The organism is Paenibacillus sp. PSB04 (genome assembly GCF_025809195.1).
Classification (GTDB): Bacteria; Bacillota; Bacilli; order Paenibacillales; family Paenibacillaceae; genus Paenibacillus_AQ; species Paenibacillus_AQ favisporus.
The window spans coordinates 5702141-5725524 of sequence record NZ_CP081301.1 but is presented as its reverse complement, the minus strand read 5'-3'; the positions used below and the strand labels follow the sequence as shown (position 1 = coordinate 5725524).

Here is a 23384-nt window from a genome sequence, read left to right as displayed (position 1 = left end):
ATAATGAGATTCATTATCACATATGATACTTAAAGAGAAATCTTTCACGTAAAACCGGATGGATCATGGATGTACATATAGGTTTTCGTAAAAATAATGAGACTCTAGCCTAGATAGAATGAACTAAAGTTTTTCATTTCTTTAGTTCATTCTATCTAGATGAACCAGTGGAGGGGACATACTATCATGAAACTCAAACTTAAAGGATCACTGCTGCTCGCGCTGCTGATGAGCTTTACCGTATTGGCCAGCGCCTGCGGCGATAAAGCCGGCAATTCAAACACAACGGATTCGGGGGCGGCAGCAGGAGGTAACAGCACTGCGGATACCCATCAGGAACGCGTACTGACGGACGCGCTCGGCCACGAAGTGAAAGTGCCAGCGAATCCGCAGCGGATCATCGCATCCTATTTGGAAGATCATCTGCTGACGCTTGGCGTCAAACCGGTTGCCCAGTGGTCGACTGGCAAGGGTTCCGTGCAGTATTACCTGCAGGATCAGCTGAACGGCATTCCGGAAATCTCTTACGACCTTCCCTATGAAGCCGTCATGAGCTTTACGCCGGATCTGATCATTCTGAGCAGTGCGGACATGGCGACGGATGACAAATACGAGCAGTACTCCAAGATCGCTCCGACCTACGTGGTAGGTAAAGAGAAGAGCAACAATTGGCGCGAAGAATTGAAGGCGGTCGGGGAAGTGCTTGGTAAGAGCAAGAAGGCTGAGGAGGCTGTTCAAGCTTATGACAAAAAAGCTGCGGAAGCCAAGGAGCAGCTTCAGAAAACGATCGGCACGCATACGGCAGCGGCACTTTGGGTGACGGGCAAAGACATTTACGTGTCAAGCGACCACTTGTCCAGCGGCTCGGTGCTGTATGATGATTTGGGACTCGCGAAGCCTAAATTGGTAGAAGAACTGTCCAAAACCGGCACGGCGAGCTGGAACCAGGTTTCGCTGGAAAAATTCGCGCAAATGGACGCCGATTATCTGTTTATCGTCAACAGCCGCGGCGTATCAAAGGATGAGCTGCTGAAGGATCCGGTATGGGCCAACATCCCGGCCGTCAAGGAAGGCCATGTGTATGAGTTTGACGATCATTCCAGCTGGCTGTACTCGGGAACGATCGCCAATACGCAAATCATCGATGACGTGTTGTCCAACGTCGTCAAATAAATCAATGAAAACTTGTAACGCTCTACATTAGAAACTAAGGTTTAGAAGCCTCGGTTCCGGCACCTTCTGTCGGATTCGGGGCTTTTTTCTGTCTTCTCCACCGGATGCCACCTGAAATTTAGAAACCTTAACTAAAATTTGAAGACTATTTTTCATAGGAATCGCCGCCTATAATTAGTACCTGAAAGGGCTTACATAAGAGATTTCAGAAACGGGGTGCTTTCCAGAACATGAACGCAAGGGCCGGTATCGAAGCCGAGTGGGAACCTGCCGCCGAGAAGGCGAAAGAGAGGAAGCTGTGGCGAAAAATTGTGGGCCAGCGCTATCTGCAGATGATGGCTCTGCTGGGCGTCGCCTGGATGATTGTTTTCAATTATATCCCGATGTACGGGGTCATCATTGCTTTTAAAGAGTTCGACATTATTCACTCGATCTCTTCGGCTCCGTGGGTCGGATTGGATCATTTCAAGGAATTCCTGGAGGACGACAGTCTCGGATACGTGATCAAAAATACGCTCGGGATGAGCCTCCTGAAGCTGGTGATCGGGTTTCCGCTGCCCATCCTGTTCGCACTCCTGCTGAACGAAATCCGTTCGATCGTGTTCAAAAAGTGGATTCAGACGATTTCCTACCTGCCTCACTTTTTGTCCTGGGTCATTCTGGGCGGCATCCTCGCCACTTGGCTGGCGGATGTGGGCATCGTCAACAAGGTGCTGATGGCGCTTCATCTGATTGATCAGCCTATTACATACCTGGCCGAGCCCAAATACTTCTGGTCCATCGTCGTCACTTCCGACATCTGGAAGGAGATCGGCTGGTCGGCGATCATTTACCTGGCGGCGATTTCGAGCGTGTCTCCGGAGCTGTACGAGGCGGCTACGATCGACGGGGCGGGCCGGATGCAAAAAATGTGGAACATTACGCTTCCTTCGATCAAAGGCACGATTTCCATTTTGTTCATTCTGGCCGTCAGCGGCATCCTGAACTCCAACTTCGACCAGATTCTCGTGCTGCGCAACTCGCTGAACGAAACGTCAAGCAACGTCATAGACGTCTACGTATACAACGTTGGTCTGGCAGAGAGCCGGTACTCCTACGCGGCTGCGGTCGGACTGATCAAAAACGTGATCGCTCTCGCGCTGCTGCTTGGAGCCAACAGCATTACGAAACGGCTTAACAATACTTCCTTATTCTGATGGGACGGCGGTGACTCTTCGTGTATTCATTCAAACGCCAAAGCGCTTCGAGCGCGATCTTTGAAATTTTCAACTCCGTGCTGATGCTGATCGTCTGCTTCGTCACGCTGTATCCGATCTGGTACGTCATCGTGAATGCATTTAATGACGGGGCGGACGCGATGCGGGGCGGCATTTACTGGTGGCCGCGGCAGTTCAGCCTGGACAGCTTCCAGGCGGTGTTCCGCAGCGAGGGCATCATGACGGCCATGGGGGTCACGGTGGCCAAGACGCTGATCGGTACCCCGGTTCACGTGTTTTTTACCGCGATGGTGGCGTATGCCTTTTCCAGAAGGGAGCTTGTCGGACGCAAGCTTTATATGTTCATCGGCACGGTGACGATGTTCTTCGGCGGGGGCCTTATTCCGTATTACCTGCTGATCCGGGATTTGCATCTGCTGGACAATTTTCTGGTATACATCATACCTGCTGCATTCAGCTTCTTCGACCTGATCATCTTCCTGTCGTTTTTCCGGGAGATTCCTCCGGGATTGGAAGAAGCGGCGAAGATCGACGGGGCGAACGATTTTAAAATTTTCTACAAAGTCATTATTCCGGTATCCATGCCGGTGGTGGCGACAATCGCCCTCTTTCACGGGGTGTACCAATGGAACGATTACTTTACCGGGATGATCTTCATTAATGATACGAACCTGCAGCCGATCCAGACGTATTTGTACCGCGTCGTTGCGCAGTCAAGCTCCAACCAGATGCTGGCATCCATGCCAAGCGGCATGGCGGTGTCGGTGACGAGCCAATCGCTGAAGCTGGCTACCATGGTCGTTACCACCGCGCCGATCGTCTTCGTGTACCCGTTCCTGCAAAAGTATTTTGTAAAAGGCTTCATGATCGGATCGATCAAGGAGTAACCGGGAATCCGGGTTTATCCATGGTTATCATTCCCGCCTTGGCGGGAGTGTTAATAGATTAACGAAAGAAAAGGGGTTAGAATCCATGAGCAAATCGCGCAGACTCATGACTTCCATGATCGCTCTGACCGTCGTGTTCACGATGGCGCTGTCCCTTGCGGGCTGCTCCGGCGGCAAGAGCGAGACAAACGGCGGCAGCACCGCCGCGACAAGCGGAAGCACGGATGCGAAGAACACGTCGTCCACGGGCGGCGGGGAAGCCAAACCGAATCCGGATGAGCCGGGCTGGAAGTCGGACAACGCACCAATCACGTTCGACTGGTACATGAACTTTTCGTGGTTCAATAAAAAATGGGGCGGCGACGCGACTGCCGAATATGTCACCAAGAAGACGGGCGTCAGCATCAACTTTATCGTTCCGGCGGGTAATGAGAACGAGAAGTTGAACACCATGATCGCCTCAGGCAAGCTGCCGGATTTCATCACGCTCGGCTGGAGCGAGGAAGCCGTCAAGAAGATGATCGAGGGCAAGCTCGTGCTTCCGCTGAACGAGTTAGCCGATCAATACGATCCTTACTTCTTCAAAGTAGCCGACCCTGCTAAACTGGGATGGTACACGCAGCCGGACGGCAACATCTACGGTTATCCGAACGCATCGTCCTCTCCTGAAGATTACAAAAAGTACGGCTCGAACTTCACGTCAAACCAAACGTTCGAGGTTCGCAAGGACATGTATGAAGCGATCGGCAGCCCGGATATGAGCACGCCGGAAGGGTTCCTGAACGCGCTCAAGCTGGCGAAGGAGAAGTTCCCGGAAGTGAACGGCCAGCCGCTCATTCCGCTCGGACTGCATGAGTTTAGCGAGACCGGCAACTATTCGCTCGAAGGGTATCTCCAGAACTTCCTGGCAATCCCGCAGCAGAAGGACGGCAAGCTGTATGACCGCCGCCTGGATCCCGAATACATCTCATGGCTGAAGACGTTCCGCAAAGCCAACGAAATGGGACTGCTCTCGAAGGACATCTTCATCGACAAGCGTCCGCAAATGGAAGAAAAAATCGCACAGGGCCGCTACTTCGCGATGCTGTACCAGCGCTCCGACTTTGATGCGCAGAACATGTCGCTGTACCAGAAGGACCCGAATTCTGCGTACATCGCGATCAACGGTCCGGCCAACTCCAAGAAGGACGCGCCGACCCTCTCCGGTCCTGGCATCTCCGGATGGACGCTGACCTTGATCTCCAAGGACGTGAAGGACAAGAAGCGGGCGATCGAGTTCCTGACCTACCTGATCAGCGAGGAAGGCAACAAGGACCTGTTCCTCGGCGAGAAGGGCGTTACCTACGACAACATCGATGGCAAAGACCAGTTCCTGCCGGATGTCGTGAAGCTCCTGAATACGGACCGTACCGCGTTTGACCAGAAATACGGTGCGTCCTACACCTACTGGATGCTGATGGATACGAACATGAACCTGCAGTGGGCACCGCCGGGCGTCGATCCGCAGAAACAGATGGCGGACTGGACGAAGGGCAAATCGATCAGCATGTCCGAATTCGACAATCTGGATCCGCCGAGCACATCCGAAGAGGGGATTGCCAGCAGCAAAAATGGACGGAATTGGGGCAAGCTGCTGCCGAAGCTGCTGCTGGCCAAATCGGATGCCGAATTCGATGAGATGTGGAACAACTACGTCGAAGACCGCAACAAGAACAAACAGGACAAAATTGACGCGTATCGCCAAAAGGCATACGAAGAGAACGTTAAAAAACTGGAAGCGCTCAACAAATAAGCGCCTTCTGACACAGGCCTGGAATCCGCGATTTTTTGCTCGCGGATTTTCAGGCTTATTACCATAATAGGGCTGGGTGGTGCTTGCGGCTATGATCAAACTTGCCCGGAATCGAATGGCCAGGCTGTCGACCGCCATCGGCCGGATGCCGATTCAATTGAAGCTGATCCTATCGTTTATCTGCATTATTTTGATCCCGATCACCCTGGTTTCCTGGTATTTATTCAACGGGGTATACCTGAATACGATCAAAGATTTGACCAAGAAAAACCAATATATTCTGGAGATCGAGAAAACGAACGTGGCCAACAACATGCAGGTGATGGAACGGACGGCCCAGCTGGCCATCTCCAACAGCGAGATCAATGAGTATCTGCAGAGCCGGGAGGAGCTGGACACGGCCGATTTGATCGATTTTAAGATGAAGACGTTCTCCAGCTTTCAGTACTATCTGTTTAACAATCCGAACATTGCCAACATCCGGCTGTATTCGGAAAACCCGAACGTGAGAGAGTTTTGGCCGGTTATTTTCAAAGAATCCCGAATCAAGAACAAGCCCTGGTACCAGACGGTTCTTCGGCGCAATGGACTGGTCTGGTGGGAGATCGGCGCGACGAATAAGGACGTGATCAAGAACAGCACGGTGGCCAGCGACCAGGTCGGCGATTTTGTCACGCTGCTGCGCGAGATCAAATATCCGAACGATAAGCATAACGGGATCCTGGAGGTGACGATGGAGCTGAACAACTTTTTTATGAAAACCTTCAGCAGCGTACAGGATACAAGCTCGCAAATGATCGTGGTGAACCGGGAGGGCAAGGCGTTCACCAACCCGTCCTTGAGCCTGATGCAAACGCTCCCCGTCGAAACGATCATGGCCGAGTTCGCCAAGCACGGCAAGAAGACGGACCACGAGTTTACCTTTACCTATAACGGGACGCCATATTTGTGCATTCCGAGCGATATGGAGCCGCTGGACAGCTATCTGTTCAACGTCGTTTCGCTAAAAAGCGCTTTATCGGACGTCAGCAAACGGCGGAATACGATTATCATTGCCACGATTATTCTGATCGCTCTGCTGTCGGCCACGTCCTATATGCTGCATTCATTGATTTTGAAAAAGCTGAACATTTTGCGCGATTCGATGAAAAAAGTACGCAAAGGCGACTTTAATTTCGAAATTGACATTACGAGCATGGATGAGATCGGAGAATTGGCTCATCATTTCCGCCAGATGCTCAAGCGGATGAATGAGCTGATCGTCGAGGCGGTGAACCGCCAGGCGGCAACCAAGGAAGCGGAGCTGAAGTCGCTCAAAAACCAGATCGACTCCCATTTTTTGTACAATACCCTCGAAAACTTAAAGATGCTGGCCGAAATCGAGGGCCAGTACACGATATCCGATTCGCTCACCTCACTCGGGCGTATGATGCGCTACAACCTGCAGTGGACCAGCAACCATGTGCGGCTGAGGGATGAACTGGAGCATATCCAAAACTACATCGCCATCATGAACATACGCTACGACAACAATCTGGTGCTGAACATCAACGTTCCGCCGGTCCATATGGAACAGGAAGTGCTGAAGATGTCGCTCCAGCCCATCGTCGAAAACGCCGTTAAGCATGGGATGGGTTCCCGTTCCGAGGGCGAAAAGCTGGAAATCGCTATACATGCTTATGTATCGGGGGACAGCATCATTATCGAGGTCTGTGACAATGGCGACGGGATTCCCGAATCCAAGCTGAAGAAGATCAACCTGATGATCCGGCTGGAAGACGCGGATTATCAGCAAATGCGGAAGGAGCTCAACGACGGGGAAAGCAGCGGCATCGGATTGCGGAATGTCGATCAGCGGATCGTCATGTTTTACGGGAAGTCGCACGGGATCCGGGTGGAGAGCGCCGAAGGAAGTTTTACGCGAGTCACGATGACGCTGCCTTATCTAATTCTAGCGGGAGGAGTGCCTGCCCATGTGCAATCTGCTAATCGTTGATGATGAGAAAAATATCCGGGATGGCCTGAAAGCGATGATTCGCCGCGAGTTCGGCGACGACTACGCACTGTACTTCGCCGCGAATGGGGAGCAGGCGCTTCAAGTCATGGACGAGACGGAAATGGACTTGGTCATTACCGACATCCGCATGCCGGTGATGGACGGAATTGAGCTCATTAATCGTATACAGGATCAGGAGGCGCGGCCGGATCTGGTTATTCTAAGCGGTCATGACGACTTCCAGTATGCCAAAGCGGCGATCCGCTGCAATGTGAAGGAATACTTGCTGAAGCCGATCGTGCGTGACGAGCTGTTCCGGACGCTGCGGCGCCTTGACGAAGAGCGCATCCGCAAGGGGGAAATCGCCGATCAGCTGCGCGGAACGAAGGCGCTGAAGGAAAATTACGCGGTGAGCCGGCTGCAGTATTTGTTTTTGCAGGAAGGCATGGACGAGCACGCCATTCGGGATGTGGTCCTTCAGGCGGGACTGGATTGGCTGGATGCGGGCGGATACGCCGCGCTGGTCCTCGTCCCGGAACGCTACCGGGAAGCCGGCTGGGATGAATTCACCGCTTATGTGGACCAGATGATCGGCTGGCTGCCGGGTGAACGTTATATCCGTTTTTATGACAAAGACGGCAAACTCGTATTGTTTACCGACACCTCTGCTCCGTTCAACCGTCTGGGAGAGGAGATCATCCGCCAGTCGTCCAGCGCCATCCAGGCCGGCATCAGCGAAGAGATGGCGGGAGCAGGGGAGGTGAAGAAAGCTTACCAGCAGGCCGGCCGGGCGTTGAAGTACTTTCTGTTCCAAAACATGCCGGGACTCATTCGAAGCACTGAACTGTCCGGCAAACGGACGGATTACCGCATCCCGCTGGAAGACATCCGGAAGACGGCCAACCTGCTCGGATTGGATCGGGATGCCGAGCTGAGCCGGCTGCTGCAGCATATTTTCGATATCCGGACGATTCTTCAGTATGATATCAGGTATCTGGAAGGGATCAGCCATGCTTTTAACGAGCATGTATTCGACCAGGTGTTTCAAACCTATGGCGAGGAATCCGTCGACATTTTAAAACTCCACAAGCAGGTGGGGAATCTGTACAACTTCAACCATTTTCATGATTATTTTCATAGTCTCGAGAGCCTGCTCTTCCTGCTGAGCGATTATGTGAAACGGATGCGGTCGATGCATTTTGACCAGAGCGAGATTCAGCGGGCCATCGTATATATCGAGGAGCATTTTCATGAAAACTTGAATATGGCCGTCGTTTCCAATCATGTCTCATTGAATTATTCGTATTTCAGCCAAGCTTTCAAGGAGTATACGGGGGAGACGTTTGTCAGCTACTTGCGGAAGCTGCGGATCCGTAAAGCCAAGGAGCTGCTCGGCAGCACGGACCTGAAAGTGTACGAAATCAGCGAGCGGGCCGGGTTCGAGAACGTGAAGCATTTTACCAAGGTCTTTAAGGAAATGGAGGGCGTTGCGCCGCTCGAATACCGCTCACAGCAGGAGGCGTTAGGGCGGAGGTGAACAAAAAATGCCGGGACGATGGGCATCTTGTAGTAGAAGGCCATTGCCCTTCAGAGGCGTGAAATCCGCTGAAAGCAAATAAATCAAGCTTTAAAAGGCTGCCGCGAGGCAGCCTTTTACCGTTACTGGACAAGCAATGAGGATTAGTGATGCTAAGCATCCAACCAGAATTTAGGGATCATGATGTCGACCTCGGATGGCCACGGCGAGCCATTCCACGCTTCATCCCGTAAATGAGGAGATCAACCGCCGCACCGATGATGGCTGCCATGACGATGGAGAGAAGATATGCCGGGAACCGTAAGGGGATAAAGTAACTGTTCGTTACGAAAGCGTGTTTATCGGACAGCCAGCCCGAATACACCGGGTCATGCAGCAAGGCTTCAAGCAAGGGATTCAGCCGGATCAGTATGATGTTGGCCAAGCCCTGTCCGGAGGCATCCAGTATGCAGGTGAGGATCATACATAACGTGAGCCAAATAGAAACGCTTTTTAACAAAGACATCCCCGCCTTCAACTTGTTCTTGTCATTTATAACGCATCCTGCCGTAACTAAGTTCTATACAGCATACATAAAGCTGGTTTATTTATATCCAACTATTCTGTTGGTTGGTATAATATGGTGGAGAAGAGCGAGTCTACGGAGGTGGTTGCATGAAAGAGAGGGTGCTCGAGGCTTATACCAAGCTCGCCAAGGACTATGAACTGCATACCGATTCGGACAGCGGCGCCAACGCATACTACGAGCGTCCGGCCATGCTGGAACTGCTGCCAACGGATATGTCCGGACTTCATGTCCTTGATGCAGGCTGCGCCGCAGGATGGTATGCCGAGCAGTTCGTTTCCCGCGGGGCATCGGTATCGGCGATCGATCTCAGCCCTGATATGGTGGAGGCGGCCAAACGGAGAGTCGGCAGTCAAGCGGAGATTCGGGTTCACGATCTAAGCGAACCGCTGCCGTACAGTGCGAATAAGTTCGACTTGATTCTTAGTTCGCTAACGCTGCATTACATCGAAGACTGGGATCCCCTGTTCCGTGAGTTTCAGCGGGTTTTGAAGCCCGGAGGAACGTTATTGTTTTCGGTGCATCATCCGTTTATGGACTTTACTGTTTTTAAGAGACCGGATTATTTTGTACGGGAGCTGCTTGTAGACCGGTGGACGAAGAAGGAGGCAGGCAGCGTTGAAGTGACGTTCTTCCGCAGACCCCTGCAGGAAATCGTCAATACGACGTCAAGCTGGTTTGTACTGGACCGGCTTGTCGAACCAAGGCCGGTTCCCGAGTTTCTGGAGCGGCTGCCGGAGTCGGCCGACTTCTACCAGCGGATTCTGCATCACCCGCATTTTTTAATTGTGAAAGCCCACAAGCCGGAGTGAGAGAGGAAGAGTCGCTGCGGTAGGCAAGAAACAATCGGCATAATTTTACTCTGAGAATGGCTTCATTCCAAAGGCCCTGACCGGCCCAAAACGGAGGGTTTGGCAATGATTGTGATCGACCTTATCTTTTTTCTAATGGAGCTGTGTGCACTGGCAGCCTTTTGCCTGTGGGGATTTAAGCTGGATACCGCCTTGTGGATCCGTATCGTGGCAGGAATAGGTTCGCCGATTGTCGTTGCTGTTTTTTGGGGCATGTATGTCGCACCGAAAGCGACCTTTCCGGTGACGCTTCCCGTCCGGGCTGTGCTGCAGCTGATTGTATTCGGTCTGGCCGCGGCTGCGCTGTACGGATCGGGTTATCGAAAGGCCGCTGTCATTTATGCCGCTGTCGTCATCGTCGAGATGATCCTTTCTTACGCGTTGAAAAGATAAACACTTGAAGGTGAAAGAAGATCCGCATAAACGATTGACAAGCTTTTTCCCGGTATCCCGCCAGCAGCTTTTTTTGTTTGACAACACCGGCAAACGGAGCTACAGTTATTCATGAACTTGTAAAATATCATACGAAAATCCACTAGGGGAGCTGCGGAGGCAGCTGAGACAAGTAATCGCTTGGACCCTTTGAACCTGATCCGGTTAATACCGGCGGAGGGAAGTGGAGCAGGCCTTTACATACGCAACTTTCTTGATGTGATCCATTCAGGATGACACTGCAAATAGCGGCCGCTCCATTTCGGGGCGGCTTTTTTGTGTTGGCTCCCCCGCGCCCCGACATGCGATTTTCGTCAAAATTTACGGAGGTGCATTATTATGACCCGGTTTACCGAAGAATTGAGACACGCGGCAGATCCCATTTACCAAGCGATCTTCCAGCATCCGTTTGTACGGGGGATTGCGGAAGGTACCTTGTCCAAGGAGCAGCTGATTCACTATGTGAAGCAGGATTTTGAATATCTAAATGCCTACATCCGGATCTACGGCATTGCCATATCCCGATGCGATTGTCGGCAGACGACCGCGCTTTTCAACGAACAGATTTCGTTTATTTTGAACAGCGAAACGCATCCCCACCAAAACTTTTGTGATGTCGCCGGTGTTGCATATGAGGAACTGCAAGGCTATCCGCTGGCCCCATCGGCCAATCATTACATCCGGCATATGCTGAACGTCGCCCACGAGGGGGGACTAGAAGATATTGTAGCTGCGCTGTTACCTTGCCCGTGGACCTATACGGAAATCGGCCAACGTCTGCTGGAGGAAGTCCAGCCGGAGAAATCCCATCCGTTTTATGAATGGATGCACTTTTACGGTGACCGGGAAAGCGGCGTGACGGTACAGCTGCGGCAGCTGATCGACGAATGGGCGGAGGGCCTTCCTCCCGCAAGAAAAAAACGGCTGATGGAGCATTTTCTGACCAGCTGTCAGCTGGAGTACATGTTCTGGGATATGGCGTTTACGCTTGAGGATTGGCCGGTTTCCCTGGCTGCAGCGGAAGGGGTGGGACGATGACCGCCGATATGTTTCCGTCCGGACTCATCCAGCTTCCTTTACGGATAAAAGAGCAGCGTCCGCTCATTCACAACATAACGAATGTGGTCGTGACCAACTTTACGGCCAACGGCCTGCTTGCCCTTGGCGCCTCCCCGGTTATGGCCTATGCCAAAGAGGAGGTGGCCGATATGGCTCGGGTCGCCCAAGCCGTCGTCCTGAATCTCGGAACCCTGAGCAGCGAATTGGTGGAAGCGGCGATCATCGCCGGCCGATCGGCTAATGATCATGGCGTTCCGGTGTTCCTGGATCCCGTCGGCGCGGGAGCGACCGCATTTCGCACGGAGGCTGCGCTGCGGATTTTGCGCGAGGTCCGCGTATCACTGGTTCGGGGCAACGCAGCGGAGGTTGCCCATCTCATTGGTGAATCCGGCCCGATAAAAGGCGTCGACGCAGGGGAGGCCGGGGAATCCGCTCCCGCCGACTTGGCGGCACGGGCGGCACACCGTCTGGGGACGCTCGTCGCCATTACCGGGCAAGAAGATGTGATCACCGACGGAACGAGAGGATACTTGATCCGGGGCGGACATCCGATGCTGACCCAAGTCACCGGAACCGGCTGCTTGCTGACATCGGTGATCGCCGCCTTTGGAGCAGTCGAATCCGATCTGCTGTCCGCCGGCGCGGCCGCCTTGGCGTACTACGGTGAAGCGGCCGTTCGGGCATTTGAGCGGGCAGGCTTTGAGGGGCCGGGAAGCTTCCAAATCGCTTTCCTCGACGCGTTGTCTGTAATGGACCGGCATCCGCTGGAGGAAGGAACCATTACCGCTCTTCTGGAGTCGGCAGGAAGGGGATTTGTGCAATGAGCATCTCGAAAGCATTGACGGTAGCCGGTTCTGACAGCGGCGGCGGGGCAGGCATCCAGGCGGATATCAAAACGTTCCAGGAGCTCGGCGTATTCGGTATGTCGGCCATTACAGCCATTACCGTTCAAAACACACTCGGGGTACAAGGCGTTTATCCGCTTCCTGCGGCTGCGGCAGCTGAACAAATGGATGCCGTGGGCACCGACCTCGGCGTGGATGCGGTCAAAACCGGTATGCTGTTCAGCGCGGATATTATTGAGGCCGTCGCAGGACGTATAGCCGCTTTTGGCTGGAGGAATGTGGTCGTCGACCCGGTTATGGTCGCCAAAGGCGGCGCGCGGCTGCTGCAGCAGGACGCGGTAGACGCGCTGAAGAACAAGCTGCTGCCGCTGGCTGCTGTCGTCACGCCGAACATTCCGGAGGCGGAAGTGCTCGCGGGGATGGCGATCCGGTCGATGGAGGAACGCTGCGAGGCGGCCTACCGCATCGCGGCTTACGGTCCGGCGATGGTTGTGATCAAGGGCGGACATGACGAATCGTCTGACAAGGCGGTTGATCTTACTTTCGACGGAAAATCCTTCTCGACCCTGGAAGGGAGTCGGATTGACACGCGTCATACGCATGGAACGGGATGCACCTTCTCGGCTGCGATCGCCGCTGAGCTGGCTAAAGGGAACCCGGTCAACGAGGCCGTACGGACGGCCCGTGAATTCATTCAGGCGGCCATCGAGAACGCGCTCGGCATTGGCGGCGGGAGCGGTCCGACGAATCATTGGGCCTACCGCAGCCAAAAGGAAGGGGCGGCAAGATAGAGGCAGCCGATACCTGCCTGCTTCACAAGCGATTAGCACCTGTCTATATAGACAGGTTTTTTTCTTGGCGCTGGCTTCCTTAAGTGGTCGTCGATAGATGGTTTTTTGCACCGGGCTTCGGTTAGGCTTTGTCCAATTTTTAGTGTTACAATGGTAGAACGATTCCAACGCTAGAAAGGATGTTAACGAAATTGGACCAACTCCTCATCCGTACTCATGATGGCCTGATTCAAGGATATGTTCAGAACGGCGTCCGGACTTGGAAGGCGATTCCTTACGCCGAGCCCCCCGTCGGCGAGCGGCGTTTCCGGAAACCGCTTCCTGCACGGCCATGGGCAGGCGTCAGATCCGGGGACATGACGGTACCGCTTGCGCCGCAGCCCGTCAACCCTACGGGTGGCGCTTTTAGACTGAAACGGGATCAGATCCCGCAGTCCGAGGACTGCCTGTACGTCAATGTGTGGGCCCCTGACGAGCCGGCATCGCAGCCGCTTCCGGTCATGGTGTGGATCCATGGCGGCGCCTTCGTGACGGGCGGCGGCGGACTTCCCATTTACGACGGCTCCGAGCTGGCGCGCCGGGGAGGCTTGATTGTCGTCAGCCTCAGCTACCGCCTGGGTCCTCTCGGTTTTACGCATTTTTCCCCATTTTCCGGAGAGTCCGAAGACGGTTATGTAAGCAACGCCGGTCTGCTGGATCAAATCGAAGCGCTGCGCTGGGTAAAGCACAACATCGCCGCTTTCGGCGGAGATCCTCAGCAGGTAACCGTATTTGGTGAGTCGGCGGGAAGCATGAGCATTGCGGCGCTGCTCGCAATGCCTGCGGCACAAGGCTTGTTCACCCGGGCGATTATGCAGAGCGGGGCTTCCCAGGCGATCTCGGACTCCCATGGCAGGCTGCTTACGAAGGGACTGCTGGATATCCTTGGCATTCCGGAAGATCAGCTGGATCGGCTGCAAGAAGTACCGGCAGAGGATATCCTAAGAGCGGCAGACGAGTTAAAACAGGCGGCGGGAGCAAGTGCCGTCATGCTGTTCCAGCCGGTCGTCGACGGGGAGCTGCTGCCTGTGACGCCCTTGGAAGCGGTGGCCGCCGGTTCCGCGGCCGGCATCGAGATCATCATTGGTACGAACCGGGATGAGGGGGCGCTTTTTATACCGGAAGGCATGCCGATGCTGACCAAGGAACAAAACGCCCGGGCGTATACAGCGGTGACCGGATCGAAGGAAGCGGCGAGCTGGATCGAAGCGTATCCGGCCACGGTGGAGGGACAGCGACAGGCGATGACCGAGCTGTTCTTCTGGAGGTCGGCCCTTCAGTTCGCAGAAGCCCAGCTACCGCATGCGGCGGTATGGATGTACCGTTACGATTATGCGATGGTGCCGGGCGATCCGCTGCTGGGAACGGCCTTTCATTCCGCCGAAATTCCGTTTGTGTTTAACAATCTCGACTTGCTTGCAGGCGCAGGTATGCCGGTGAACGAAGAGATGAGGAGCGTGGCGGATCGCATGCAGGAGGCCTGGACGTCTTTTGCCAAGCGCGGACAGCCCTCAACGCCTTCTCTGCCGTGGCCTGCGTACGATGCGGAGGAACGCTGGACGATGGTGTTCGGTGCAGACAGCGCGGTTACCCGTGATCCGGACGCGGACAAACGGCGGATGCTGACCGGCGGGTCTGACAGGAGAACAACTTAATCTCACTATGCCAATAGGTCACGCCTGGGAATCCAGGTGTGACCTATTTTTCATTAACCACGACGGTATTCATTGATGACTAGTTTTCGTGCGAAAAAAGTGAATTTGAATAAAAGGGTATCCCGGATGCCGGAACGAAGAATAAGGGAGTGCCGTCCGGCAGTGCAGTAAGCAACGCTGTCGAATTTTGCTGCGGCACAAGTCAAGAAAACAGCTATTGGAGGGCGAATAGGGCATGAATCCGCGTTTTGAAAGAACGGCAACATTAATGAACGACCGCTTTGGCCTGTTTATTCATTGGGGATTGTATGCGATTCCGGCCAGAGGCGAATGGGTACGGAGCCAGGAGCGCATCACGAATGAACAGTACCAAGCCTATTTTGAGGAGTTTAATCCGACTCTGTATGATCCGCGTGCATGGGCCAAGGCTGCCAAAGCGGCCGGACAACGCTACGCCGTGCTGACGACCAAACATCACGACGGCTTCTGCTTGTTTGACAGCGAGCTGACGGATTACAAAGCAACGAATACGCCGGCTGGAAGAGACCTGATCCGCGAGTATGTCGATGCGTTTCGCGAAGAAGGGCTGCAGGTCGGTTTCTATTATTCCTTGATCGATTGGTACCATTCGGATTATCCTGCCTTTGGCGACCGCCAGCACCCGATGCGTGCGGAAGAATCGTACAAGAACCGGGAAGAGCAATTCGACCGGTATTTGGAGTACATGCACGGACAGGTCCGGGAACTGCTGACCAACTACGGAAAAATCGATATTATGTGGTTTGATTTCTCATATGATGATATGACCGGCGAAAAGTGGCGCGCCACCGAGTTGATCCGGATGATCCGCTCCCTGCAGCCGGACATCGTCATCGACAACCGCTTGGGCGGCAATATTATGGCGGCGGAGCCGGAGGAATACGCGGGCGACTTCTTCTCGCCTGAACAGATTATTCCGCCGCGCGGCATCGTGAATGACCTGGGCGAGCCGATTCCGTGGGAGGCATGTATCACTCTAAACGACCATTGGGGCTACCATGCAACGGACAAAAACTATAAGTCTCCGAGACAGGTCATCCGTGCGCTGGTGGAATGCGTTAGCAAAAACGGCAATTTGCTCCTGAACGTCGGACCGGACGCCAAAGGGGAAATTCCGAAGGAGTCCCTGGTCATTTTGTCCGTTGTCGGTGAATGGCTGCGCCGGAACGGGGACAGCATTTACGGCTGCGGGATTGCGGCACTTCCCAAGCCGGAGTGGGGGCGGTATACGCAAAAGGGCAATAAGCTGTACGCCCACATTTTTGACCGCGGCATCGGCCCGATCTACTTCCAGGGACTGAAGGGGAAGATCAAGAAGGCCCGCCTGCTGTCGGACGGCAGCGAGCTGCACGTGGAAACGCCTTGGATGGCCGATCAATATTCGGATACGGACAGCGGCGCGTTTATTCACCTGGCCGGCGGCGATCTGCCGGATGAACTGGATACGGTCATCGAACTGGAACTGACAGAAGAAATTTAACAACAGACCGGAGGGATTACGCGAATGAAGCCTGGAGTAAGTACATACAGCCTTTTGCAAGCGATTAAGGCGGAAGAGATGACCGTACTGGACGTCATCGACTGGATTGCGGAGCAGGGCGGGGAACATATGGAGATCGTACCGTACGGATTTACGCTGGAGGATCAGCCGGAGCTGGCCGATGCGGTTCGTGAGCGGGCCGCTGCCAAAGGAATCGAGTTGTCCAATTATTCGATGCCGGCCAACTTCGTGCAGGATACGCCGGAAGCCTTTGAAGAGGAAATTGAACGCATCAAGCGGCATGTGGACACCGTTCACCGATTGGGCATGAAGCATATGCGTCATGACGTGACAGCATTTACGCTGCCGCCGGAGAAGCGGGGCATCGATTATCTCGAAGCCAACCTGGACCAGATCGTCGAAGGCTGCCGGCAAATCGCCGATTATGCGGCGGGGTTCGGCATCACGACCACCGTCGAGAATCACGGCATGAGCGTTCAGGCCAGCGACCGTGTTCAGCGCGTGCTGCAGGCCGTGGACCGTCCCAATTTCAAAACGACGCTCGATATCGGCAACTTCCTCTGTGTCGATGAGCAGCCGCTAGTCGGCGTCAAACGGAATCTCCCCTACGCATCGCTTGTGCACGTGAAGGATTTCTATATCCGTCCGGCGGACCAAAATCCGGGAGGCGGCGCCTGGTTTCTTACCTCACACGGCAACTATTTGCGGGGAGCTATCTTCGGGCAGGGCGATATTGACGTTCGGCGGGTGCTCCGTTTGATCAAGGAATCCGGCTACGACGGTTACATTACGCTGGAGTTCGAGGGCATGGAGGAGTGCCGCGAGGGCACGAAGCTTGGCCTTGAAAACCTGAAGCGGATCTGGGACGAAGTCTAAAGCACTTCGATAGGGAAGCGGCTGCCGGGCCTACCCGGCAGCCTTGTTTTTTGCAGAAACATAATCATTTACTTGGAGGTTGATTGTATGACGATGCCTACGCATATCGGAGCCGTCGGAGGTTTTGTTGAGAACGGCCGCGGGGATATCTTGCTGGTCAAGACGCGGCACGGCGGATGGGTTTTTCCCGGCGGCCAGGTGGAGAATGGTGAGAACCTGATGGATGCCCTGACCAGAGAAATCAAGGAAGAGAGCGGAATTGATACCGAAGTGTCGCATCTGATCGGGATTTATTCCAATACGGGCAGCTACCTGTGGCATGACGGACAAACCCCGGTTCCGACCAAGCTGATGCTGGACTTTGTATGTACACCGACGGGAGGGGAGCTGTGCACATCCGAAGAGACTTCAGACAGCCGCTGGGTGCCAAAAAGTCAGGTGCTCAACCTCGTAACCGCGCCGGCCATCCGGCTCCGCTATCAGGCTTACCTGGACTTTAACGGTAAAATCCATTATATGGAGTACATCACGAGACCGGAATTTGAGGTTAAGCTGCAAAGAACGCTTTAATCCGAATGTAACGCCCCGGGCTCGGGGCGGGTCCATTTGACCCATACCCGATAGATCGTTGTTTTATCGACGTGCTGCTCGTCGGCAAACACCTCACGCCTGCGGTAACCCGCGGTCTTCGCTTTCATCAGCTCCCATACCAGGGCGCCGGCGATCTTCGGATCGGCCGTCCGGTACCCGTCATACTCCCAGCCGAGTTTGTTATAGGGTTCGTCCAATGCCCATACTTGGGCTTCATACATCGAATCAAACATCATTTCTTCATCGTGCCAGATCAAACCGGACAAGTCGTGCTGCTTCAATCCATTGCCCGTACCTTGGGTTACAAGCTCGAAAAATGGCACAGGCTTGTTTCCATCATCCTTCATGTTCTGTCATCCCCCAATTATCCATTCAACGAAACGCTGTACTAGCGGTACATAAGTTCATGCGGATGCTTATGGTTCGTCCAGCGCAAAAGCTTTGGAATCAAACGTCGTTGACAGCACGGTGATCGTCTGCGTGAAGCCGTACTTGCTGCAGGCCATCCGGAACTCCTCCAGCGATTGCATCGAAGCCGCAACCACCTTCAGGATAAAATTATATTGACCGCTGATTTGATGCAGCTCAAGCACGTCGGGAGACTGGGAGCAGAATTCGGTCAATGCGTTGCAATGATCGGCCTGCACGAGAATAAACGCGGTGATCGGTTTGCCTATTTTATCAGGAGACAGCACCGCCCGGTAGGATGCTATGACGCCTTTATCCTCCAGCTTGCGGATCCGCTCGGTCACGGCCGGACCGGACATGTTGATCATGCGGCCCAGCTCGGAAATGGAAATCCGGGCATCCTTTTGCAGAATATCTAAAATACGCAGGTCAATTTGGTCCATAAAGTGAACTCCTTTCGTCATTTGAAAATATCCAGGCAGAGCAAGCCTCTTGATTCAGATTCCGGACAGAACCTTCAAATTATAAATTCCGGATCGGTGAATAACTTCAAATTCAAAGTATATGGGTAGGAATAACTTGGTTTTTGTATGTAACGCTGCCCCTGTGATTCTTACAATGGAGTTAAGAAATCCATATACAAGAGTCTTAGGAGGAGTTTACCATGAAAACCATCATATATAGCCAAAAACATATTGGTCGTCTGAAGCTGAGCAACCGATTGATCGTTTCCCCCATGCAGCAGAACCAGGGAACGCCCGAGGCGTTCGCCACTGATTATCACGTAAACCACTACGGCCGGCTTGCCGGCGGAGCCGCGATGGTCATGCTGGAATCAACCGGGGTGTCACCGAACGGAAGGCTCTTCAGCAACGACATCGGCATCTTTACAGATGAGCATGTCGCCCCTTTGAAAAAAGTGGTCGAAGCCGTTCACGCCATAAACACGCCGGTTTTCATTCAGCTTACGCATGGCGGCAGAAAGTCGTGGAGAAACGGGGGGTCTCGTCTGCTAGCACCGAGTCCGATTGCCTACGACGACGAATACGGGATTCCGGAAGAAATGAGCTTGTCGGATATCCAGAGCGAAATCGACAATTTCCGGCAAGCTGCCAGAAGAAGCCTGGAAGCCGGCTTTGACGGCATCGAAGTGCACGCAGCACACGGCCATTTGGTGCATCAGTTCCTCTCCCCGCTGTCCAACCACCGGACAGATGCATATGGCGGCTCGCCGGAAAAACGAACCCGGTTTCTCCGTGACATTTTGGAAGCCGTCCGCTCGGAGGTGGGACGCGACTATCCGGTATTGATCCGCGTATCCGCGTCCGATTTTACCGAAGGGGGTCTTACGCCCGTAGATGTGGCGAAAATTTCCGCTTCCCTGGAGCCGCTGATCGATGCCGTTGACGTGTCTTCCGGAGGCCTGCTCCCGGTCAATCCCGCCGCGACGCCCGACGGGTATCAGGTACCCTATGCCTCCATTATAAAGCAATACGTGAGTATTCCCATCATTGCCGTGGGTAAAATTTACTCCAAAGAGCTTGCCGAGTTCATCCTGACGGATCGACTGGCGGACTTTATCGCCATTGGTCGGCCGCTGCTGGGCAATCCGGAGTATATACGCAGCACTTTTTTTACTTCTGAGACAGAAGCCGTCGGTGTTCATTCTAATTGAGCCTTGAGATGAAAGAGTATCGAAGCTATCTTTAAGGGAGGAAGTATATGATATGAGGAGTTGTTAAAAACGGTGCAGCTAATGAATGAACATGCGGTTTCATCGGCATATCCTGACGCCAGGGGGACACTTGAAGCCGAAACAGCCCGGCTGATACAGCTGATCTACCTGTATGCTCCGCATGACGGTGCCTTTGATCAGCGCATCCCTGGTTTGTTCATCGGCCGCTATTCACGAGTAGATATGGACAACGTTAAAACCTTTTATTCGCCTTCTTTGGGAATCGTTGTGCAAGGAGCCAAGGACATCACGGTCGGGAAGGAAGTTCATCGAATCGGCCAATCCGATATGTTTGTGACACCCGCAGCCCTGCCGGTTGCTGTTCAGACTACACAAGCCAGTCATTCCGAGCCGCTGCTCGGTGTCAGACTGGATCTGGATCCGCAAAGAATCGCCGAGTTGGTCCTGAAAGTGTATCCCCAGGGACTGCCTCCAATTCATGAACGGAGCGCATGCTACGTCACTAACGCAGACTTAGGCATAGTAAGGACGATGTCGAGACTGATAGAGTATCTATTTCACCCCGGCGATGCCGAATTGCTGGCTCCACTCGCAGTGGAGGAGATTTTAATACGGCTTCTGCGCAGTCCCGTCGGCGTTCATGTTGCCGAAATGGGGTTTGCTGACTCGGAAATGCAGCCTGTGGTGAAGGCCATTGCTTGGCTCCGCGACCATTTTTCTCAGCAAATAAAGGTTGAAAACTTAGCGGATTTGGAGCATATGAGTGTGTCCACTTTTTACAAGCATTTTAAGTCAGTCACGTCGATGAGCCCGCTGCAATACCAAAAGGCGCTGCGCCTTCAAGAAGCCCGGCATCTGATGTTATCTCGCCAAATGGACGCGACCACTGCATGCCGGCTTGTAGGGTATGTAAGCGACTCCCAGTTCAGCCGGGATTACAGCGCTTATTTCGGACACCCGCCAAGAAGGGACGTTTCCAGATTGCGTCAAAGAGAACGAATCATGGACTGACCGAACGGTACGGTGTAGGTGAGGCCAGGGTTCGATCAGATTCGGGAAGCATACCAGAATATCAGGCAAAGAGTGGCGAGAATCAGGCAAAGATCGGGGTGAGCTGTGGAGTATGCTAAGTTTAGCGCTGGATCAGCGGCAAGGGGATAGAGATCACCGCCGCAAGAGATGCAAGCAGCTAAACTACTCTACAGCTTTAGGAGGTCTTTACTATGCGTGTTTTTGTTACAGGAGCAACAGGCTTTATCGGTTCCGCTGTCGTCCGCGAACTCTTGGGTGCCGGACATCATGTGGTGGGGCTTGCCCGCTCAGACAAATCGGCTGAAGCATTGGCTGCCGCCGGGGTTGAGGTGCATCGGGGCAACCTCCATGATCTCGACAGCCTTACAGCTGGCGCGGAGGCATCGGAAGGTGTCATTCACACGGCTTTTAACACGGATTTTAACAACTTCGACGAAACCACGAACTTTATAGACACCGCCGAAGCGGACCGGCGAGCGATCGAGACGTTGGGCGAAGCGCTCGCGGGAACGAATCGGCCCCTCGTTGTCACATCCGGTACGGCCCTTCTTAGACCGGGGCGTCTCGCGATGGAAGAGGACCCGCTGGATTCACAGTCGTTCGCAGCGCTTCGGATCCCATCCGAAGAGACGGCACTGTCATTCGCCCAACGAGGTATGCGCGTATCGGTGGTGCGGCCCCCGTTGTCCGTACACGGCCAAGGGGATCATGGATTCATCCCGGCACTTATCCATCTAGCCAAGACCAACGGTGTCTCGGCATACTTAGGCAATGGTTCTAATCGATGGTCGGCTGTGCACCTTCTTGACCTCTCGCATCTGTTCCGGTTGGCCTTGGAAAAGGCACCCGCCGGCGCACGGCTGCACGGCGTTGGCGAAGAAGGGATTCCGTTTAAAGATATCGCTAATGTTATCGGCCAACGCCTTGAAGTGCCGGTAAAAGCCATTTCCCCCGAGAAGGCTGATGAACATTTTGGTTTTCTTGCAGCCATGGCACAGATGGACAACCCGGTCTCAAGCACCCGGACTCAAGAGCAATTGGGATGGTGTCCTGTGCAGCCTGGATTGATTGCTGACATCGCTCAGAACTACTTTACAAACGAATGACCCGGACATTCCCGGCTCAGACTGTCGACAAACCTTGTCGGCAGTTTGCATGTGAATTGGTTCTTCCAAAATCGCCTGTATTGGCTCTGATCATAAGCCATTCTGCTTATTATAATGAAGCCATGCACAAGCGAAAGGGAGGAAATGTTGATGAACAGAACCTTGGGATCATCCGGTATTCCTGTAAGTCCACTGGGGCTCGGCTGTTGGGCGATTGGCGGAAACTTTACGCTCGGCGGCCTGCCCGACGGATGGGGCGAGGTGGACGATGCGGAATCGGAGGCGGCCATTCATACGGCGCTGGACATGGGAGTAACCTTCTTTGATACGGCCGACGCTTATGGAACCGGACATAGTGAAGAAGTGCTGGGGCGCGCGGTCAAGGGGCGCCGCCATCAAGTGGTCATCGCCACCAAATTCGGATTTTTGCAGGACGCCGCGAACAGGGAAGTACATTTGCGTTACGATGTCTCGCCTTCCTATGTCCGCTTTGCCTGCGAGCGTTCGCTCCGAAGGCTGGGGACCGATTACATCGATTTGCTGCAAGTTCATCCGGGTTCATTGACCCGCGAAGAGATGGAGGCCGTGATCGATCCGCTGGAACGTCTGCGCGGGGAGGGGCTAATCCGGGCATACGGGTGGAGCACGGGTGATGCGGAGAACGCCGAATTTTTCGCCAGCCGGTCGCATGCAGCCGCCATTCAGCATGAGCAAAATGTTTTCCATGACAACCGCGACATCGTGGCCGTATGCGAGCGGTTGGGTCTTGCAAGCATTAACAACACGCCGCTGGCGATGGGGCTTTTGAGCGGCAAATTCAAGCCGGAGACAAGCCTGCCGAATACGGATGTCAGAGGCAGCGGGCATGACTGGGTGAGGTACTTTAAAGACGGCAGCCCCCTTCCCGAGTTCATTGAGAAGCTTGACGCCATCAAAGAAATTTTGACGAGCGGCGAGCGGACACTGGTGCAGGGAGCCCTTGCCTGGTTGTGGGCGAGAAGCGATGCCGCGATCCCGATTCCGGGCTTTAAAACGAGACGGCAGGTGGAGGAACTGGCAGGTGCTGTATCCCTTGGCCCATTATCTGCTACACAAATGCAAGAAATCGATGCGATGGTGAACAGCTTCTAGCAAAGTTAGCAAGCAGATATATGTATGAATCAACCCTCACGGTTTTTCCGTGGGGGTTTGTCAATTCACAGAATTGTAATGTCAGTATGAAGAGAATGTTAAATTTTCGTATGATTTTAATGTTTTTTTAAGATAATTGGCGTATACTGTTCGCTTGAGAACAGA

General features: G+C 53.8%; 22 protein-coding genes and 1 riboswitch. Of the genes, 19 read left to right on the top strand and 3 right to left on the bottom strand.

Annotated features, from left to right (window positions below; genetic code table 11):
* The first annotated feature begins 186 nt into the window (after positions 1-186).
* From K2F33_RS26320 to K2F33_RS26295, 6 genes are all read left to right on the top strand, one after another.
* On the top strand, positions 187-1173 hold the full coding sequence (locus K2F33_RS26320; protein ID WP_263879733.1) for an iron-hydroxamate ABC transporter substrate-binding protein: 987 nt from the start codon (positions 187-189) through the stop codon (positions 1171-1173).
* Positions 1174-1403: 230 nt separating this feature from the next.
* Positions 1404-2369, top strand: coding sequence for an ABC transporter permease (locus K2F33_RS26315; RefSeq protein WP_263879731.1), 966 nt, complete (start codon positions 1404-1406; stop codon positions 2367-2369).
* 83 nt (positions 2370-2452) lie between these two features.
* Positions 2453-3277, top strand: coding sequence for a carbohydrate ABC transporter permease (locus K2F33_RS26310; protein WP_234489283.1), 825 nt, complete (start codon positions 2453-2455; stop codon positions 3275-3277).
* Positions 3278-3362: 85 nt separating this feature from the next.
* Entirely contained in the window at positions 3363-5069 is a 1707-nt protein-coding gene (locus K2F33_RS26305; RefSeq protein WP_263879728.1) for a type 2 periplasmic-binding domain-containing protein, read from the top strand.
* Between the two features lie 91 nt (positions 5070-5160).
* Positions 5161-7065, top strand: a complete 1905-nt coding sequence (locus tag K2F33_RS26300) for a cache domain-containing sensor histidine kinase (RefSeq protein WP_263879727.1) — start codon at positions 5161-5163, stop codon at positions 7063-7065.
* Entirely contained in the window at positions 7043-8602 is a 1560-nt protein-coding gene (locus K2F33_RS26295; protein WP_263879725.1) for a response regulator transcription factor, read from the top strand. Before K2F33_RS26300 ends, K2F33_RS26295 begins: the two co-directional genes overlap by 23 nt.
* Positions 8603-8780: 178 nt before the next feature.
* Here the strand turns inward: K2F33_RS26295 and K2F33_RS26290 are convergent, their stop codons facing one another.
* Positions 8781-9107, bottom strand: a complete 327-nt coding sequence (locus tag K2F33_RS26290; RefSeq protein ID WP_263879723.1) for a hypothetical protein — start codon at positions 9105-9107, stop codon at positions 8781-8783.
* A 149-nt stretch (positions 9108-9256) separates the two neighbouring features.
* Here K2F33_RS26290 and K2F33_RS26285 point away from each other — a divergent pair, with 149 nt between their 5' ends.
* From K2F33_RS26285 to K2F33_RS26245, 9 genes are all read left to right on the top strand, one after another.
* Positions 9257-9979: a class I SAM-dependent methyltransferase gene (locus tag K2F33_RS26285; protein ID WP_263879721.1), complete on the top strand. Its 723-nt coding sequence runs from the start codon at positions 9257-9259 to the stop codon at positions 9977-9979.
* A 105-nt stretch (positions 9980-10084) separates the two neighbouring features.
* A complete protein-coding gene (locus tag K2F33_RS26280) occupies positions 10085-10411 on the top strand; it encodes a YrdB family protein (protein WP_145134280.1) in 327 nt (108 codons plus the stop codon).
* Between the two features lie 134 nt (positions 10412-10545).
* Positions 10546-10650: riboswitch (TPP riboswitch) on the top strand.
* A gap of 139 nt (positions 10651-10789) precedes the next feature.
* Positions 10790-11488 (top strand): thiaminase II, encoded by a 699-nt coding sequence (gene tenA, locus K2F33_RS26275; RefSeq protein WP_263879717.1) that lies wholly within the window; start codon positions 10790-10792, stop codon positions 11486-11488.
* Positions 11485-12333 (top strand): hydroxyethylthiazole kinase, encoded by an 849-nt coding sequence (gene thiM, locus K2F33_RS26270; protein ID WP_412973946.1) that lies wholly within the window; start codon positions 11485-11487, stop codon positions 12331-12333. Before tenA ends, thiM begins: the two co-directional genes overlap by 4 nt.
* Complete coding sequence (gene thiD, locus K2F33_RS26265) at positions 12330-13145, top strand: bifunctional hydroxymethylpyrimidine kinase/phosphomethylpyrimidine kinase (protein ID WP_089546933.1); 816 nt, start codon at positions 12330-12332, stop codon at positions 13143-13145. The genes thiM and thiD overlap by 4 nt, the downstream gene beginning before the upstream one ends.
* Positions 13146-13336: 191 nt before the next feature.
* Positions 13337-14839 (top strand): carboxylesterase/lipase family protein, encoded by a 1503-nt coding sequence (locus K2F33_RS26260; RefSeq protein ID WP_263879715.1) that lies wholly within the window; start codon positions 13337-13339, stop codon positions 14837-14839.
* 235 nt (positions 14840-15074) lie between these two features.
* Positions 15075-16358 carry an alpha-L-fucosidase gene (locus K2F33_RS26255; protein WP_263879714.1) on the top strand — a complete coding sequence of 428 codons (1284 nt, stop codon included), beginning with the start codon at positions 15075-15077 and terminating at the stop codon, positions 16356-16358.
* 24 nt (positions 16359-16382) lie between these two features.
* Complete coding sequence (locus K2F33_RS26250; RefSeq protein WP_263879712.1) at positions 16383-17255, top strand: sugar phosphate isomerase/epimerase family protein; 873 nt, start codon at positions 16383-16385, stop codon at positions 17253-17255.
* Between the two features lie 87 nt (positions 17256-17342).
* Positions 17343-17825, top strand: coding sequence for an NUDIX hydrolase (locus K2F33_RS26245; protein WP_263879710.1), 483 nt, complete (start codon positions 17343-17345; stop codon positions 17823-17825).
* On the opposite strand, the gene K2F33_RS26240 is transcribed toward K2F33_RS26245, so the two are convergent.
* Both K2F33_RS26240 and K2F33_RS26235 read right to left on the bottom strand, forming a co-directional pair.
* A complete protein-coding gene (locus K2F33_RS26240) occupies positions 17822-18193 on the bottom strand; it encodes a hypothetical protein (protein WP_263879708.1) in 372 nt (123 codons plus the stop codon). The genes K2F33_RS26245 and K2F33_RS26240 overlap by 4 nt on opposite strands.
* A 69-nt stretch (positions 18194-18262) precedes the next feature.
* On the bottom strand, positions 18263-18697 hold the full coding sequence (locus K2F33_RS26235) for an Lrp/AsnC family transcriptional regulator (protein WP_076166974.1): 435 nt from the start codon (positions 18695-18697) through the stop codon (positions 18263-18265).
* Positions 18698-18918: 221 nt separating this feature from the next.
* On the opposite strand from K2F33_RS26235, the gene K2F33_RS26230 reads away from it, so the two are divergent.
* From K2F33_RS26230 to K2F33_RS26215, 4 genes are all read left to right on the top strand, one after another.
* A complete protein-coding gene (locus K2F33_RS26230) occupies positions 18919-19929 on the top strand; it encodes an oxidoreductase (RefSeq protein WP_263879704.1) in 1011 nt (336 codons plus the stop codon).
* 81 nt (positions 19930-20010) lie between these two features.
* Complete coding sequence (locus K2F33_RS26225; RefSeq protein ID WP_263882451.1) at positions 20011-20961, top strand: AraC family transcriptional regulator; 951 nt, start codon at positions 20011-20013, stop codon at positions 20959-20961.
* Between the two features lie 212 nt (positions 20962-21173).
* The gene (locus tag K2F33_RS26220; protein ID WP_263879701.1) at positions 21174-22088 is read left to right on the top strand and encodes an SDR family oxidoreductase; all 915 of its coding nucleotides are present in this window, start codon (positions 21174-21176) and stop codon (positions 22086-22088) included.
* Between the two features lie 150 nt (positions 22089-22238).
* Positions 22239-23219: an aldo/keto reductase gene (locus tag K2F33_RS26215; protein ID WP_263879699.1), complete on the top strand. Its 981-nt coding sequence runs from the start codon at positions 22239-22241 to the stop codon at positions 23217-23219.
* Positions 23220-23384 lie beyond the last annotated feature (165 nt).

Excerpts from the sequence above, each read along its gene's own strand:
- thiD (WP_089546933.1), top strand. The coding sequence starts at position 12,330 with ATGAGCATCTCGAAAGCATTGACGGTAGCCGGTTCTGACAGCGGCGGC.
- K2F33_RS26285 (WP_263879721.1), top strand. The coding sequence starts at position 9,257 with ATGAAAGAGAGGGTGCTCGAGGCTTATACCAAGCTCGCCAAGGACTAT.
- K2F33_RS26310 (WP_234489283.1), top strand. The coding sequence starts at position 2,453 with ATGCTGATCGTCTGCTTCGTCACGCTGTATCCGATCTGGTACGTCATC.
- K2F33_RS26320 (WP_263879733.1), top strand. The coding sequence starts at position 187 with ATGAAACTCAAACTTAAAGGATCACTGCTGCTCGCGCTGCTGATGAGC.
- K2F33_RS26230 (WP_263879704.1), top strand. The coding sequence starts at position 18,919 with ATGAAAACCATCATATATAGCCAAAAACATATTGGTCGTCTGAAGCTG.
- K2F33_RS26305 (WP_263879728.1), top strand. The coding sequence starts at position 3,363 with ATGAGCAAATCGCGCAGACTCATGACTTCCATGATCGCTCTGACCGTC.
- K2F33_RS26220 (WP_263879701.1), top strand. The coding sequence starts at position 21,174 with ATGCGTGTTTTTGTTACAGGAGCAACAGGCTTTATCGGTTCCGCTGTC.
- thiM (WP_412973946.1), top strand. The coding sequence starts at position 11,485 with ATGACCGCCGATATGTTTCCGTCCGGACTCATCCAGCTTCCTTTACGG.
- K2F33_RS26280 (WP_145134280.1), top strand. The coding sequence starts at position 10,085 with ATGATTGTGATCGACCTTATCTTTTTTCTAATGGAGCTGTGTGCACTG.
- K2F33_RS26215 (WP_263879699.1), top strand. The coding sequence starts at position 22,239 with ATGAACAGAACCTTGGGATCATCCGGTATTCCTGTAAGTCCACTGGGG.
- K2F33_RS26295 (WP_263879725.1), top strand. The coding sequence starts at position 7,043 with ATGTGCAATCTGCTAATCGTTGATGATGAGAAAAATATCCGGGATGGC.
- K2F33_RS26250 (WP_263879712.1), top strand. The coding sequence starts at position 16,383 with ATGAAGCCTGGAGTAAGTACATACAGCCTTTTGCAAGCGATTAAGGCG.
- K2F33_RS26245 (WP_263879710.1), top strand. The coding sequence starts at position 17,343 with ATGACGATGCCTACGCATATCGGAGCCGTCGGAGGTTTTGTTGAGAAC.
- K2F33_RS26235 (WP_076166974.1), bottom strand. The coding sequence starts at position 18,697 with ATGGACCAAATTGACCTGCGTATTTTAGATATTCTGCAAAAGGATGCC.
- K2F33_RS26255 (WP_263879714.1), top strand. The coding sequence starts at position 15,075 with ATGAATCCGCGTTTTGAAAGAACGGCAACATTAATGAACGACCGCTTT.
- K2F33_RS26315 (WP_263879731.1), top strand. The coding sequence starts at position 1,404 with ATGAACGCAAGGGCCGGTATCGAAGCCGAGTGGGAACCTGCCGCCGAG.
- K2F33_RS26240 (WP_263879708.1), bottom strand. The coding sequence starts at position 18,193 with ATGAAGGATGATGGAAACAAGCCTGTGCCATTTTTCGAGCTTGTAACC.
- tenA (WP_263879717.1), top strand. The coding sequence starts at position 10,790 with ATGACCCGGTTTACCGAAGAATTGAGACACGCGGCAGATCCCATTTAC.
- K2F33_RS26225 (WP_263882451.1), top strand. The coding sequence starts at position 20,011 with ATGAATGAACATGCGGTTTCATCGGCATATCCTGACGCCAGGGGGACA.
- K2F33_RS26290 (WP_263879723.1), bottom strand. The coding sequence starts at position 9,107 with ATGTCTTTGTTAAAAAGCGTTTCTATTTGGCTCACGTTATGTATGATC.
- K2F33_RS26300 (WP_263879727.1), top strand. The coding sequence starts at position 5,161 with ATGATCAAACTTGCCCGGAATCGAATGGCCAGGCTGTCGACCGCCATC.